General features: G+C 43.1%; 9 protein-coding genes and 2 riboswitches. Of the genes, 8 read left to right on the top strand and 1 reads right to left on the bottom strand.

What is annotated here, in order from left to right; translation table 11 throughout:
• Positions 1-9: 9 nt before the first annotated feature.
• Positions 10-1,923 (bottom strand): DUF2207 domain-containing protein, encoded by a 1,914-nt coding sequence (locus BK139_RS19530; protein WP_076262134.1) that lies wholly within the window; start codon positions 1,921-1,923, stop codon positions 10-12.
• A 166-nt stretch (positions 1,924-2,089) separates the two neighbouring features.
• Here BK139_RS19530 and BK139_RS19525 point away from each other — a divergent pair, with 166 nt between their 5' ends.
• The 8 genes from BK139_RS19525 to ptsG all read left to right on the top strand — a co-directional run bounded on the left by BK139_RS19525 (position 2,090) and on the right by ptsG (position 14,899).
• Complete coding sequence (locus BK139_RS19525; protein ID WP_083675415.1) at positions 2,090-3,547, top strand: esterase/lipase family protein; 1,458 nt, start codon at positions 2,090-2,092, stop codon at positions 3,545-3,547.
• A gap of 183 nt (positions 3,548-3,730) precedes the next feature.
• Positions 3,731-4,687, top strand: coding sequence for an AAA family ATPase (locus BK139_RS19520; RefSeq protein WP_076262131.1), 957 nt, complete (start codon positions 3,731-3,733; stop codon positions 4,685-4,687).
• Position 4,688: 1 nt separating this feature from the next.
• Positions 4,689-5,903 (top strand): DUF58 domain-containing protein, encoded by a 1,215-nt coding sequence (locus BK139_RS19515; protein WP_076262128.1) that lies wholly within the window; start codon positions 4,689-4,691, stop codon positions 5,901-5,903.
• Entirely contained in the window at positions 5,903-8,107 is a 2,205-nt protein-coding gene (locus BK139_RS19510; protein WP_076262125.1) for a transglutaminase TgpA family protein, read from the top strand. Before BK139_RS19515 ends, BK139_RS19510 begins: the two co-directional genes overlap by 1 nt.
• Before the next feature lie 70 nt (positions 8,108-8,177).
• A riboswitch (purine riboswitch) is annotated at positions 8,178-8,279 on the top strand.
• A gap of 217 nt (positions 8,280-8,496) precedes the next feature.
• A complete protein-coding gene (gene guaA, locus BK139_RS19505; protein WP_175609161.1) occupies positions 8,497-10,017 on the top strand; it encodes a glutamine-hydrolyzing GMP synthase in 1,521 nt (506 codons plus the stop codon).
• A gap of 85 nt (positions 10,018-10,102) precedes the next feature.
• A riboswitch (purine riboswitch) is annotated at positions 10,103-10,204 on the top strand.
• A gap of 127 nt (positions 10,205-10,331) precedes the next feature.
• Entirely contained in the window at positions 10,332-11,660 is a 1,329-nt protein-coding gene (locus BK139_RS19500; RefSeq protein WP_076262119.1) for an NCS2 family permease, read from the top strand.
• A gap of 118 nt (positions 11,661-11,778) precedes the next feature.
• Complete coding sequence (gene glcT, locus BK139_RS19495) at positions 11,779-12,621, top strand: glucose PTS transporter transcription antiterminator GlcT (protein ID WP_076262116.1); 843 nt, start codon at positions 11,779-11,781, stop codon at positions 12,619-12,621.
• Between the two features lie 217 nt (positions 12,622-12,838).
• The gene (gene ptsG / locus BK139_RS19490) at positions 12,839-14,899 is read left to right on the top strand and encodes a glucose-specific PTS transporter subunit IIBC (RefSeq protein WP_076262113.1); all 2,061 of its coding nucleotides are present in this window, start codon (positions 12,839-12,841) and stop codon (positions 14,897-14,899) included.
• Positions 14,900-15,187 lie beyond the last annotated feature (288 nt).

Here is a 15,187-nt window from a genome sequence, read left to right as displayed (position 1 = left end):
TTTTTATGCTTAAAACGCTCCTGCACCTCCGCCTCCGCCGGAACCGCCGCTTGATCCGCTTCCGGATGAACCGGAGCTTGTATAGTATGTCTGATGATAATAATGATTTGTATATGAAAATACTTTTGCATCTGCAGAAGATAGGAGAAGCGCAGAAAAAGTTTTCGCATCTTCTGTAAACTTTCCGGCATAATGCAGATTCAGCTCGGTAAATAAGTCGAGTGAAAGGGCGTGCTGTATCCACTTATCTGAATCCTGAAAGTGAAATCTGCCTGTTTTTATGCTATTTCTAAACTCCCTGATCGCTTTATGATAAGGGGCTCCTTTAAAGGTAATATCCGAAATAGGCAGGAAGACGCTGACGAGAAAAAGGAGAATGTTTAAAGGGAAAAAGTCTTCCGGCATTTCGTATGCAATAGCTGCCGCAAAAACAGAGCCTAAGCCAAAATAGATTGGCAATGCCAGCCGATTTTTCTTTTGAATCAGCACCATGGCCCATCCGATTGTTAATAAAGCCAATATGGAAGCTAAGTCGAATAAGTCAGACATCCCTATATAGGCATTGAATAACGACATTAGAATCCAAATAGGAATTCCCCATTTGAGAAAGCTCTCTCTTATTAAATTTAATCTTACATACTCTTTTATCTCGGTATCTTTCAGTACTGTTTTGCGCCAGACTTTAAATGCCTTGTTAAACTCTTTTTCCATTCGCTTATATTCATCCTCCATTCTCCAGTTGCTCTTTTTTTCCTGAGCAGTTGGAAAGGGAAGCTGATCCAGGGAAAAAGTTTTTCGGCCTGTTTCATCTGGGGTAAAAAGCCAATCAATCAGTTTCTGCTCGTATTCGGTTAAACCTTTATTTTCACTGATAACTGTAAAAAGATAGGTGTGATCAGGTGCTTTTTCATCTTCCAAATAAGCAGGTCTGGCGGTGACCCGTTCCATGGATAGAAACCCTTTCTGCTGCATCCGAAACAGAGCGCTGATAATATCGAAATGCCGAAGCCTTCCCTTTCTGTAGATGGCAGCAAGCAGAAAGGAATCCTTATGCTTTAATTTTTCCGGCGAAGTTCCTTTATTAAACCACCTGTATAGTCTGCGGGGATAGATTACCAAATAAATCAGGAATATCAGCAAAATAAGGGTAATGATCGAATTCACTGTATCAAGAGGGTTGATCCAGTCTTTCCGGCTCTCCCTTTTTTGCTGATACTGTTCTTCCTCAGCAAGAAATTCGGCAAGTTTAGCGGTGTTTTCTGTATATACAGCATTCTTCAAGTATGTCTCAGGAAACAAAAATCGGATTTCCGCCGTTTTTCCTGCAGGAAGGAGCTTATTTTCATAAAGAATTCCATCCTGTCTGGATTTTTTCATCGATCCGCCAGTCAAGTCATGTAAAAAGGCATAGCCCTTGTTTAAAGCTGATGAATCATTATATAAAGCAATTTGAATACGAAGGTTGTGTATATCATTTTCATTCATTTCATCAAAAAATCGCCAATAAAACTGCCCTGTATCCCCATATTTGCTGACTGCATCCTTAATGCGGTAGCGGTAAAACACTTTCTTTGTTTCATTTTTAGAAGCTGTATGTATTTTATAAGTTAAATCATCTCTCTCTACCTTCAGCGTCTGTAAGCTTTGGGGATTAATCGTTTCAAGCTTGGCATCATCAGGAGCAAGATAGCCTTCAAAAAACTCCACTCCCCCGTGGTCGTCGTCCCCGATTGTTCTCGTTGTTCCATTAAAAGATCCATCGAAGGAGTATGTATATAATTCTTCTGTGTAGATATCTCCATTATCTAAAATTAGTGTCCTGATTTCTGCCTGGTCAATGGAAAAGGATTCTGCCTTAGCCTCTGCCGGGAGTGTCAGCAGCAGTAATATAGATATAAGAAAAACATATGAATGCAGTTTCATTGTAATTTACCCCCATTCTTCCATAAGGTCATTATAACGGAAAGCAGGGATGTTTTTGCCAATTCAATGGGAATTTAAACCGAAATACCCTTCAATATATATTCTGAAAATTATAAAATTAAATTGACTGGGCTTCCGTCCGGATCTCCCTTAAGGAGGGAATGGCTTGAAAATACATTTGGCAGGAGTGATCTTTTGTATGATGCTGATTTTCCCTGGTATGGCGAAGGCTGGCGGTTTTGGCGGTGATGACAGCGGGACTCCGGGTTATTGGTATGCCGGAGAATCACCTTCAAGCATTGACCCTTCCAAATCACCTCTTGTGTTTGTGCACGGCTATAATAATTCATCAGCAGTCTGGCATGAAGGTAATGATATGTACGAAGTGGCTTTGGCAAATGGATATGAAACAGCCTTCATTGATCTTCATCATGACCGGGATATGTGGACGAATGGTGCCATTCTGGCTGAGAAGCTTCAGGAAATGTACCATCATTTTGGGGGAAAAAAGCTGGTGGTCATCGGTTATAGCAAAGGCGGTGTGGATATTCAGACAGCCCTTGTGCATTACAATGCCCACCCCTATGTATCAAACGTCATCTCTCTATCCTCTCCTCATCATGGCACCCAGCTTGCGGATCTTGCACACAGCAGCGCCGCCTGGTGGCTTGCTGCTCTTCTTGGAAACAATAATGAAGCAACCGAATCCCTGCAGACAGGCAATATGCAATACTTTCGAAGCCTTACAGATTCCCATCAGAATGCTGGAAAAAATCGTTATTATACACTTGGCGGCACCAAATGGGGTTCATTTGGCAGTGCTTCCTACTGGGGAGGTTTATACCTGAGCACGTACGGAAAAAACGATGGTGTTGTGACAGCAGTTAATTCCCGGCTGCCTGGAGCTTCCATTGTTCAGGAAGGCGGCTGGAATCACACAACCATTCGGGAAGGATCCCATACATTCCTTGTATTCAAACCCTATACTACTATTACTCAGCCTGCAGCAGTTTTCTCGTCTCCAGGAACAGAAGCGGCTTCCAGTCAGCCTGGCTTTCATTCCATTGTAAAAGGCGGGAAAGCTGTCAGTGCAATCAGTGAGCAGTTTTCCGTGGAGGATAATGTAAACTCCCTAACTGTTTCTTTTTTAAGTGAAAAGAATTTGTCTGCTTTAAAATTAATCAGTCCGGAGGGAAAAGAATATAAAACGGGAAAAGCGTATAAAGAAGAATCCGATTTCTTCAAAGGAGCATGGGTTCACCAGTTTGAAATCGAGTATCCCGAAGCGGGAAGCTGGCTGTTAAAGGCTCCGGCAAATGCATCGTATCTTTACACCGTAACACTAAACAGTCCGTTAACTGATAAAATCCAGGACGAGTCTGCGAAAAGTCATAAAGCCTTTAAAACAAAATGGATCCGCTTCGGGTTTGATTCTTCAGGGAAAAAGCTGCAGCGAAAAGCGAAAGGAGAAAAGCCTGGCCTCATGACCGATAGCGATTTTTCACAGGAAGGCGTATACAATGTGACAATGGAAATAAAGGGCCATACCGAAAATGGAAAGCCATATGAAAGAACACTTATCGAATCTTTTTATATAGATCAGAATGGAAAACGACATAACTAACTGGTCTTTGGCTGCTGAGAAGCAGCCTTTATTTATGTTCTAAAACTATTTAGAAGATAGAACCATCCCAAGAAAAACACAGGAGTTTCCAGCGCGACAGCGAATATATAATAGGTTAGAATTAAATTTAGTAAATTGTAAATTAGTGGAATTAGAGATATAGAAAAAGGGGAGAGATTTCACATGGATCGAAATCAGATGCACCCTGCAATTGAGAGGGTATTAGGAAATATTGAAAAAGTCATGATCGGAAAACGGGATGTCGCAGAGTTAAGCCTAGTGGCGCTTTTAGCGGAAGGCCATGTATTGCTTGAAGATGTTCCGGGTGTCGGGAAAACGATGATGGTACGTGCGCTGGCTAAATCAGTCGGAGCTGCATTTAAACGCATCCAATTCACGCCAGATTTGCTGCCTTCGGATGTGACAGGTGTATCCATCTATAATCCAAAGGAAATGGAGTTTCAGTTCAGGCCTGGTCCCATTATGGGCAATATTATTTTAGCAGACGAAATCAACCGGACCTCTCCCAAGACGCAATCCGCTCTTCTTGAAGGGATGGAAGAAAGCAGTGTGACCATCGACGGAGTGACGCATCGTCTTGAAAGACCCTTCTTCGTTATGGCAACGCAAAATCCCATCGAGTATGAGGGAACCTATCCTCTTCCGGAAGCGCAGCTGGACAGATTCCTTTTAAAAATGAAAATGGGCTATCCGGATATTGCGGATGAGATGGAGGTCTTGAACCGGGCGCAGCGCATTCCGCCGATAGAAGATCTGGAAACGGTAATGGATCTGGCTGAATTGCGTTCCCTGCAGACAGAAATTAAAGAAGTGCATGTGGATCAAACGATTAAACGCTATATTGTGGAAATTGCCAATGGAACCCGTAACCACAGCAGTGTGTATTTAGGGGCCAGTCCGCGCGGTTCGATTGCTTTAATGAAAGCAGCCCAGGCTTATGCATTCATGTATGGCCGCGATTATGTTCTTCCGGATGACATTCAGTATTTGGCGCCTGCTGTTTTTGTTCACAGAATTATTTTAAGATCAGAGGCGAAATTCGAAGGCATTACCGCTGAAGAAGTGGTGGGAAGGGTCATTGCCAGGGTGTCTGTCCCTGTACAAAGGCTAGTGAAGTAAAATGAAACAGCTGTTAAATACACTGAAAGGTGTCTGGAAGCTGATTGTACTATTTCTGCTTATTTTGTTCACCTTTTCGTATGCCATGTTCCAGGGCGGCTTTGTCAGCTGGTTTTTGTTTTACAGCTTTGTGCCGTTTGCTTTATATGCACTGGGTCTGTCGTTTTATTCATTAAACGGCGTTAAAGTGGAGCGGATCCTGCCGAAAACAGAATACAATGCGGGTGAGCAGGCAGTGATTGCTCTGAAGATAAGCAGGGGGTCAGCTTTTCCTTTATTATACCTCGTCATTGAGGATGAAATGAGTGAACAGCTCCTGCATGCCAGGAAGTCAAACGAGGCAAAGAGATTCTTATTTCCGGGGTTCCAGAAGGAAATGTCCATTCAATACAAGATTAATAGTCTGCCCAGGGGAGAGCATATTTTTGCCTCTGTCCGTTTTAAAACAGGTGATCTGCTTGGTTTAGTAGAGAAAGAAAGGCAAGCTCCCGCTGAGAGCAGGATGATTGTCTACCCGGCGTATGAGGAAATCATCTATAAGCCCATGGCACATCATTACGAACAGGGAATGACTGCTTCAAAAGAGCGGGTGCAAAGGGATACTTCCATGGCAATCGGCATCAGGGAGTATCAGCCGGGAGACAGATTTTCCTGGATTAACTGGAAAGCTACCGCAAAGCGAAATGATATTATGACCAAGGAATTTGAACAAAGACAATCCCATGATGTCTATATTCTGATGGACTGTGCAGCGGATAGCCGATTTGAGGCCATCGTTTCGTTTACTGCCTCCATTGTAAGGGCGATTCTACGTAAAGGAGCACAGGTCGGGTTTTTGACCTCTGCAGCTGCCCGGACAGCTTTTCCTATCAGAGGCGGAGAAGCACACCAGCTTCAGCTGTTTCATCATTTGGCAAAAATAAAAGATGATTCGGCAGCATCCGTGGACCGGGTTCTTGAAGCAGAGCATTTTCTTCTGCAGCAGAACAGTCAGCTGATGATTGTTACAGCACAATTAACAAAAGTACTTATAGAGAAAGCCGGATTTTTTACTTCCAAAAATGGGGCCATGACGATATTTTTAATCAAAAATGAGCATGAATCTCCTTCCGGTGATGAACTGCTGCTTAAAGCCTCTGCGAATGCCAGGGGAATACGTGTCATATTAGTTCATAACGGACATTTTGCAGATGTGTTTTCGGGGGTGGGCATGTAATGGGATATCAGCGGGTTCAAAAGGATTTTGCCACCTTTCTTCTTTATGTTCTTGGCTTTTTCTTATTATGGGAATGGCTGCGCCCGGTTGAAGAGCTGACAGATACGTCGAATATTATCGTTTTCCTTGTGTTCCTTGTATTGTCACTCCTGCTGGCTTTCTTTGGTGTAAGTCCAGTAATGAGCAGTATTATTAAGGTGCTTTATATTTTATATGAGCTGCATTATTTATATTTTGAAGGCTCCTTTTTTCAGTTTTCATGGATAGCCGTGTTTGCATCGGATATGTGGCACAACTTAGAATTGCTTGCTGAGAGAGACTGGCCCGCCATAACCAATCTTTTCAGAAGCCTGCTTTTTTTCATACTGCTGTGGCTGATGACCTATTTGATTCAGTACTGGCTGATTAATCGCAGGCAGATTTTCATTTTCTTTTTCATGACACTCATTTATATAACGGTCCTGGACACCTTTACACCTTACACGGCAGACGCAGCGATTGTCAGGACAGTTATTGCGGGCTTTGCAGTTATGGGCATCTTAACGTTTAACCGCGTTCTGGAGCAGGAAGGGCTGAAGAAAGAAGCCTCTCTATCGCGAAAATGGATGATTCCGCTGACTGCCCTGATCGCGCTAAGCACCGGCTTGGGATTTGCTGCTCCTAAGGCAGAACCGATTTGGCCCGATCCTGTTCCGTTTATTAAATCCTATGGGCAAAACAGCGGCAGTGATGGCTCGGGTATTCAGAAAATCGGCTATGGAGAAGACGATTCCCGCCTTGGCGGCCCTTTTATAGGAGATAACGCTGTGGTTTTCAGGGCGGAAGTGGAGTCCCGCCATTACTGGAAGGTGGAAACGAAGGATACGTATACAGGCAAGGGCTGGGTAACCTCTCAGCCTGAAGGGGAATACCTTCCGTTTGGAATGGGAGAAGAAATCCCGGTTACATCGTTCATCGATAACGATGCAATTGAAACCACTGAAGAAGTAAGCTCGGTTTATACTTTTATGAATTACCCTCATGTGGTGTATCCGTTAGGGTTAAAAAGTATAGAAGCCTCGCCTTTCATTACCTATGAGCTGGAAACGGCCACAGAAAAGATCCGGACATTGGATAGCGGACGGCCATTTGCATTGGAAGATTACAAATTGGATTTTGCGGTGCCTGAATACAGTGTGACTGCCATGAAGGCATCGGGAGCAAAAGCGGAATCACTTCCTGAGGAATTTTTGTCCCGATATACACAGCTGCCTGAAGAACTGCCTGAAAGAGTCAGGGAGCTGGCGCAGGAAATCACTCAGGATCAGCCGGATTGGTTTGAAAAAGCCCGGGAGCTTGAGAAGTATTTCCGCAGAGCTGAGTATAGCTACAGCCAGACAGATGTAGCGGTTCCGGATGAAAATGAGGATTATGTGGACCAATTTTTATTTGATACCAAGCAAGGGTATTGCGACAATTTCTCTTCCTCCATGGTGGTTATGGCGAGGTCGATTGGATTGCCGGCAAGATGGGTAAAGGGCTATACAGAAGGAGAATTTAAGCAGTCGCTTGGGTCTGGTCTTCGCTTGTTTGAGGTAACAAATAACAATGCCCATTCATGGGTGGAAATTTATTTTCCTGAAATGGGCTGGGTTCCATTTGAACCAACCCAAGGCTTTAACAATAACGTTCAGTTCAATTTTGACACGGCCGGTGAAAATACGAACCAGCCGGAGGCAGAAAAGCCAAAAGAGACTGAGACTCCTGTCAAGCCGGACAAACCTGACGTAACTTCATCTGAAGAGTCGCCGTTTACTTTAGAAAAGCTTTTGGGCAATATAGAGTCTTTCTTTAAAGAACATTGGAAAGTCATTGGAGCAGCCGTATTGGCAGCTGCTTTGCTTGTTATCCTGATTTACCAAAAACGGGGTAAATGGCTTCCTTATTATTTCATCTGGAGATTTAAAAGAACAAGGAATGATGAGCACTTCTCCAAGGCTTACCTGATTCTTTTGAAGGAATTGGACCGATACGGGTTAAAACGGAAAAGCGGACAAACCTTAAGGGATTATGCCAAGTATGTTGACAGTTTTTTCTCAACAAGGGAAATGAGCAGGCTGACAGCCCGCTACGAAGAGCTTGTCTACAGGGGAGTCATGAAAGAAGGAAGCTGGAATGATACGAAGGAATTGTGGGAAAATTTAATTAAAAGGACAATAGCTTGACCGGGATTTGTGGCTGTTGTTACAATAGGCAAATAAGACAGCGGCATATTGTTCGGGTTTTGCCGTTTTACACAATTAAATCATGCACCTTCATATATCCTCGATAATATGGTTCGAAAGTCTCTACCGGATCGCCGTAAATGATCTGACTATGAAGGCAGAAGAAGTTTTTTGCTATACGTGAGAACCGGAATTCTGCCTTCACTTTTTTTTGTGGAGAAAGAGTCCCGGTTTTTTTATTGTCCAGCTTCCCGCTGATATATATGAAATGCTTGAGAAATTATATTTTTACTAGATATTTTATCTGCAGGAGAGAAGACTAAAGGCAATATAACAAATTTAATGAGGTGAACAGTGTGACGGGGAAAACAGAACTTCAAAATCAGGAAATGATAGTAGTGCTGGACTTTGGAAGCCAGTACAATCAGTTAATCACACGCAGAATTCGTGAGTTTGGTGTATACAGCGAGCTGCATCCGCATACGATTACAGCTGCAGAAATCAAGGAAATGAATCCGAAAGGAATTATTTTCTCCGGAGGTCCTAACAGTGTCTATGGCGAAAATGCCTTCCGCTGTGATGAAGAAATTTTTGAACTGGGCTTGCCGATTTTTGGAATCTGCTATGGCATGCAGCTGATGACCATGCACTTTGATGGAAAAGTAGAACCTGCCAAGCACCGTGAATACGGAAAGGCGATCATGAAGATTGAAAACGAGTCCAAATTGTTTACAGATCTTCCTCGGGAACAGACAGTCTGGATGAGCCATGGCGATCTTGTTGTAGAGGCTCCGGCTGGTTTCACAGTGGATGGTACCAATCCATCATGCCCGATTGCGGCTATGAGCAATGAAGAGCGCGGTTTATACGCTGTTCAATTCCACCCAGAAGTGCGCCACTCCGTTCATGGAAATGATATGCTGAAAAACTTTGTGTTCGGTGTTTGCGGCTGTACCGGTGATTGGTCAATGGAGAACTTCATTGAAATTGAAATGGAAAAGATCCGCCAGGAAGTTGGAGATAAAAAGGTGCTTTGCGCATTGAGCGGCGGGGTTGACTCATCTGTTGTTGCCGTCCTTATCCATAAAGCAATCGGCGACCAGCTGACATGTATTTTCGTGGATCACGGCCTGCTGAGAAAAGATGAAGCAGAAGGCGTCATGAAGACATTTGCTGATGGCTTTAATATGAATGTAATTAAAGTGGATGCCCAGGAACGCTTTATGAATAAGCTTAAAGGTGTGAGCGATCCTGAACAAAAGCGTAAAATCATTGGCAATGAATTCATCTATGTATTCGATGATGAAGCTGCTAAGCTTGAAGGCATTGATTTCCTTGCACAAGGAACACTTTATACCGATATTATTGAAAGTGGAACAGCTACTGCCCAGACGATTAAATCTCATCACAATGTAGGCGGGCTTCCTGAAGATATGCAATTTAAGCTGATTGAGCCGCTTAACACTCTGTTTAAAGATGAAGTGCGTGCATTGGGATCTGAGCTTGGCATTCCGGATGAAATCGTGTGGAGACAGCCATTCCCAGGTCCGGGATTAGGCATCCGTGTTCTGGGAGAGATTTCAGAAGACAAACTGGAAATTGTGCGCGAGTCTGATGCCATTTTGCGTGAGGAAATTAAAAAGGCAGGTCTGGACCGTGATATTTGGCAATACTTCACTGTTCTGCCCGACATCCGCAGTGTGGGGGTAATGGGTGATGCCCGGACGTATGATTATACGATTGGAATCCGTGCCGTTACTTCAATTGATGGCATGACATCTGACTGGGCACGTATCCCTTGGGATGTGCTGGAAATTATTTCAACAAGAATCGTGAATGAAGTATCACATGTAAACCGGGTTGTGTACGATATTACGAGCAAGCCGCCTGCTACGATTGAGTGGGAATAAAATACGAACAATAATAAAAAGCGGACATGAAAATGTTCGCTTTTTCTATTGACTGGGACTTTTTGAGGTGCTATGATAAAGAAGAATTAAATATGTCGTTTTACGTCGTATAATCTTGGGGATATGGCCCAAAAGTTTCTACCGAGCTGCCGTAAATAGCTTGACTACGAGGTAAGTGCAAATAGGGATGTTTTTGCCTTTATTCTTTTTTGTTTTTCCCTATGGCAAGCACGAGCCAGTTGTCAATGCTCCGGTACTCAATACCGGAGTTTTTTTTATTGTGAAAATAAAGATAGACAATAGGGGGAAAAGAAATGAAGAAGTACTTCCAGTTTGAAGAACTTGGTACGAACTATCGCCGTGAATTCATCGGCGGACTCACAACGTTTTTAGCAATGGCTTATATTTTAGTCGTTAACCCGATTACTTTATCGTTAATGGATATACCGGATTTGCCGGATGCCATGAGAATGGACTATGGGGCAGTTTTTGTGGCGACAGCAGTGGCTGCGGCAATCGGATCCCTTTTAATGGGGGTATTAGCCAAATACCCGATTGCACTTGCACCCGGAATGGGATTAAATGCGTTTTTTGCATATACAGTTGTGTTAACAATGGGAATTCCTTGGCAGCATGCATTAGGCGGGGTTCTGATCTCAGGGATTATTTTTATCCTTTTATCCCTGTCAGGTTTGCGTGAAAAAATTATTAACTCGATTCCTGCAGAATTAAAGTATGCGGTCAGTGCCGGAATCGGTTTGTTTATTACATTTGTCGGCGCTCAAAGCGCAGGGCTTATTGTCAACAATGATGCGGTCCTTGTTGGATTAGGCGATTTTACTGACGGGAATGTGCTCCTGGCTATTTTCGGCATCGTCATAACAGTGATCCTGATGACAAAAGGAATTAATGGCGGAATCTTTATAGGTATGGTAATTACCACAGTTACTGGGATGATTGCCGGCTTGATTGACGTCCCTGGAAAGGTAGTTGATTCTGTGCCAAGTGTGGCTCCAACGTTCGGAGCGGCATTCGGGGCATACAGCGACCCTTCATTCTTCTCAACCAGCATGCTGGTCGTTGTCCTGACATTCCTGTTCGTCGACTTCTTTGATACAGCTGGAACGTTGGTGGGTGTTGCCAACCAGGCGGGCTTAATGAAAGAAAATAAATTGCCTCGTGCAGGTAAAGCGCTTCTGGCAGACTCAACAGCAACAGTCGTTGGTGCGATTTTCGGAACATCCACCACAACTTCCTTTATAGAATCTTCATCAGGGGTTGCGGCAGGTGCTAGAACAGGATTTGCATCAATTGTCACAGCTGGGTTCTTCCTGCTTTCATTATTTTTCTTCCCGCTATTAGAAGTCATTACTTCTGCGGTGACGGCTCCAGCACTGATCATTGTCGGTGTATTGATGGTTGCATCATTAGGCAACATTGACTGGACAAAGTTTGAAATTGCTGTTCCGGCATTCCTGACAATTATTGCAATGCCATTGACTTACAGCATCGCAACAGGAATTGCAATCGGATTTATCTTCTACCCAATCACCATGATTGTAAAAGGAAGAATCAAAGAGATTCACCCAATCATGTATGTGCTGTTTGTCATATTTGTTATGTATTTCATTTTCCTGAAGTAACAGGATGTGTGGGACCCGCTGGGATGCGGGTCTCTTTTTAATTCAAATCGATTCGTTGACTTCCCGTACAGGCTTTTATACCATGAGAGTACATTGTTTAATGGGCGGGGAGAAGAGAATGGGTGAGTACAAGGTAAAAAAAGTGCTGAATAATAACGTCCTTATTGGCAGCCATGAGTCATTGGGAGAAGTCGTCCTGATTGGAAAGGGGATTGGCTTTAACCGGAAATCGGGCCAGCCAATCGATTCTGCTTTGGTTGAAAAGCTTTTTGTGCTTAAAAATGAAAAAGAGCAGGAGAATTATCTGAAGCTCATGCCTTATGTGGAGAATGAATTGCTTGAGGCAATTATCTCCTCGATCCAATTGATTAAACAAAGGGCAAACTCCATGCTTAATGAGCATATCCATGTTGCGCTTACTGACCACTTGATGTTTGCGATAACACGCATGAAGAAAGGGATGGAAATGAGAAATCCTTTTCTTATCGAAACGAAGACACTTTACCCATTTGAATTCGAAATCGCCCAGGAAGTTGTAAATCTTATAGGGCATCGCACGGGTATTTATTTGCCGGAAGGAGAGATTGGGTTTATTGCCCTGCACGTTCACAGTGCTGTAATGAACCGTGATTTATCCGAAGTGAATCAGCATTCTCAGCTGGTGACTCATCTCGTTAACATGATTGAAGACCAGCTGGACATTCAAATTGATAAAGACAGCATCGATTATATGAGGCTTGTCCGCCATATCCGCTTCACCATTGAAAGGGTCAACAAAGGCGAGATCGTTGAAGAACCGGAAAAAATAACTTCACTCTTGAAAGAAGAATACCCGGTATGCTACAATCTCTCATGGAAGCTCATTAAAGTAATGCAGCAAACATTAAAAAAAACAGTCTATAACGCAGAAGCTGTGTATCTGACTATGCATCTGCAAAGGCTTCAAAAGAAAATAAATTAATTACGATAGTATCTTGTCCAGAAATGGCAAGTCTTTACGTGTTACTGATTCGATCAGGCATGAGTGAAGAAAGGTAATTGAATTTAGGGAAATAGGGTATGATACCCTTGTATGCACCTGGATTCTATCCTTTTTTCCTCATGCCTTTTTTATTTTTTAATGGTTGCCGCTATTAAATGAAAACGCTTAATGAGTAAAAAATTTAGGGGGTTAACATATGTTTAAAAAAGTATTTGGCGTCCTGCAAAAAGTCGGAAAAGCCTTGATGCTTCCTGTAGCCTTGCTGCCTGCAGCGGGGATTCTGCTTGCTCTTGGTGCGGCTCTGCAGAATCCGGCGCTGCTCGAACTGGCTCCGTTCCTGGATAACAGCGGGGTTGAAATCGTTGCCCAGGTTATGCAAAAAGCAGGGGATATCGTCTTTGCCAACCTGCCGGTGTTATTTGCAGTTGGTGTAGCTGTTGGTTTGGCAGGCGGTGAAGGTGTAGCTGCGCTAGCTGCTATTATCGGTTATTTGATTATGAACGTGACAATGGGTACGGCTGCCGGAATAACGGCAGAGGATGTAAATGGACTTAATTATGCGAATATCTTAGGTATTCCAACTCTGCAAACTGGTGTATTCGGCGGTATTATAGTTGGGATTATCGCTGCTGCATTATACAACAAATTCTATGAAATCGAACTTCCTTCATACTTAGGATTCTTTGCAGGGAAACGTTTCGTTCCCATTATTACGGCTGCTGCATCAGTAGTCCTTGGTTTGCTGATGCTGGTTATTTGGCCGCCAATCCAGGAAGGATTAAATGCCTTCTCACAAAACATGGTTCATGCAAACCTGACTTTATCAGCATTTATATTTGGCTTAATTGAACGGTCGCTGATTCCTTTTGGTCTGCATCATATTTTCTACTCTCCGTTCTGGTATGAATTTGGACAGTATGTAACGAATGCAGGTGAAACAGTACGCGGAGACCAGCGGATTTTCATGGCGCAAATCAGTGACAATGTACAAAACCTTACTGCGGGTACATTTATGACTGGTAAATTCCCGTTCATGATGTTCGGTCTGCCTGCTGCTGCATTAGCCATTTATCATGAAGCACGTCCTGAAAAGAAAGTGGTAGTCGGAGGTCTTATGGCGTCTGCGGCATTAACTTCTTTCTTAACAGGTATCACAGAGCCGCTTGAATTCTCATTCTTGTTCGTAGCTCCGATTTTGTTTGCTGTACACGCAGTGTTTGCAGGTCTTTCGTTTATGACCATGCATCTCTTGGATGTGAAAATCGGCATGACTTTCTCAGGCGGTTTGATTGACTATATTTTATTCGGATTAATCAACCCTCAGACAAATGCCTGGATTGTTATTCCGGTTGGATTGGTATTCGCTGTGATCTATTACTTTGGCTTCAGATTTGCCATCCGCAAATTTAATTTAATGACTCCTGGCCGTGAAGAAGTAGAAGATGAAGAATCGGCTGCTTCAGGCAAAGGTGGAGATCTTCCATATGAAGTTCTTGATGCTATGGGCGGACAAGAAAACATCGCTCATCTAGATGCTTGTATTACTCGACTTCGTGTATCAGTAAACGATATTAAAAATGTAGATAAAGAACGCTTGAAAAAACTTGGCGCTTCTGGGGTACTGGAAGTTGGAAACAACATTCAGGCTATCTTTGGCCCGAGATCTGAAACAATCAAAGGCCAAATGAAAGACATCATGAGCGGCAAAAGACCGCGCGCAGTTGAAAAAGCTCCGGAAGGCGGAGTGGAGCAGCAGATTGAAGAAGTAAATCCTGAGGCTCTTCAGACTGAACATAAGGAAGATTCATTCATTGCGCCAATAAAAGGTGAAATCAAACCAATTACAGAAGTACCTGACGCTGTATTCTCAGGTAAGATGATGGGTGATGGTTTTGCGATTGTGCCTTCAGAGGGAACTGTAGTTTCACCGGTAGACGGGAAAATCGTTAATATGTTCCCGACTAAGCACGCAATCGGCATCCTTTCAGACTCAGGCCGTGAAATCCTGATTCATGTGGGTATCGATACAGTTAACCTGAAAGGCCAGGGATTTGAAGCGTTAATTGCTGAAAATGACCGTGTAGAAGCTGGACAGCCGCTATTGAAAGTGGATCTTGATTATATCGGGGAAAACGCCACTTCTATTATTACACCGATCGTCTTCACAAACCTTCAGCAGGGTGAGGCGATTAAAATTAATAAGCCTGGCGCTGTTGATCTTAAAGAAAAAGATATCATCGTCATCTCAAAACAATAATATATAATATAGAAGAAACCAGCTGCGGTTCAAACAGCTGGTTTCTTTTAATTTTGAAAGGATAATAAAATCCTTATATTTTTTATGAATAATTTGTTGACCTTCTGGGTAGCAGGTGTTATTATATAAAAACAGTCGCTTGAGACGCTAACAGCATTTGAAAGTTTTTAAAAAAGTTGTTGACGAAGCGATTGAGAAATGATATATTAGTAAAGTCGCTTCTGAGCGGCAGATTGATCTTTGAAAACTGAACGAACAATACGTCAACGTTTAAATCATTAGTCTTTT

Origin of the sequence: Paenibacillus sp. FSL R5-0490, assembly GCF_001956215.1 — a bacterium.
In the GTDB taxonomy this organism is placed as follows: domain Bacteria; phylum Bacillota; class Bacilli; order Bacillales; family Cytobacillaceae; genus Cytobacillus.
The sequence above is the reverse complement of the archived record's forward strand: the minus strand, read 5'-3'. Positions and strand labels throughout refer to the sequence as shown.

What these genes read in the sequence shown, in the direction of transcription:
- BK139_RS19515 (WP_076262128.1), top strand. Translation starts at nt 4,689, where the DNA reads ATGAAACAGCTGTTAAATACACTGAAAGGTGTCTGGAAGCTGATTGTA.
- BK139_RS19500 (WP_076262119.1), top strand. Translation starts at nt 10,332, where the DNA reads ATGAAGAAGTACTTCCAGTTTGAAGAACTTGGTACGAACTATCGCCGT.
- BK139_RS19530 (WP_076262134.1), bottom strand. Translation starts at nt 1,923, where the DNA reads ATGAAACTGCATTCATATGTTTTTCTTATATCTATATTACTGCTGCTG.
- BK139_RS19510 (WP_076262125.1), top strand. Translation starts at nt 5,903, where the DNA reads ATGGGATATCAGCGGGTTCAAAAGGATTTTGCCACCTTTCTTCTTTAT.
- BK139_RS19520 (WP_076262131.1), top strand. Translation starts at nt 3,731, where the DNA reads ATGGATCGAAATCAGATGCACCCTGCAATTGAGAGGGTATTAGGAAAT.
- ptsG (WP_076262113.1), top strand. Translation starts at nt 12,839, where the DNA reads ATGTTTAAAAAAGTATTTGGCGTCCTGCAAAAAGTCGGAAAAGCCTTG.
- glcT (WP_076262116.1), top strand. Translation starts at nt 11,779, where the DNA reads ATGGGTGAGTACAAGGTAAAAAAAGTGCTGAATAATAACGTCCTTATT.
- guaA (WP_175609161.1), top strand. Translation starts at nt 8,497, where the DNA reads ATGATAGTAGTGCTGGACTTTGGAAGCCAGTACAATCAGTTAATCACA.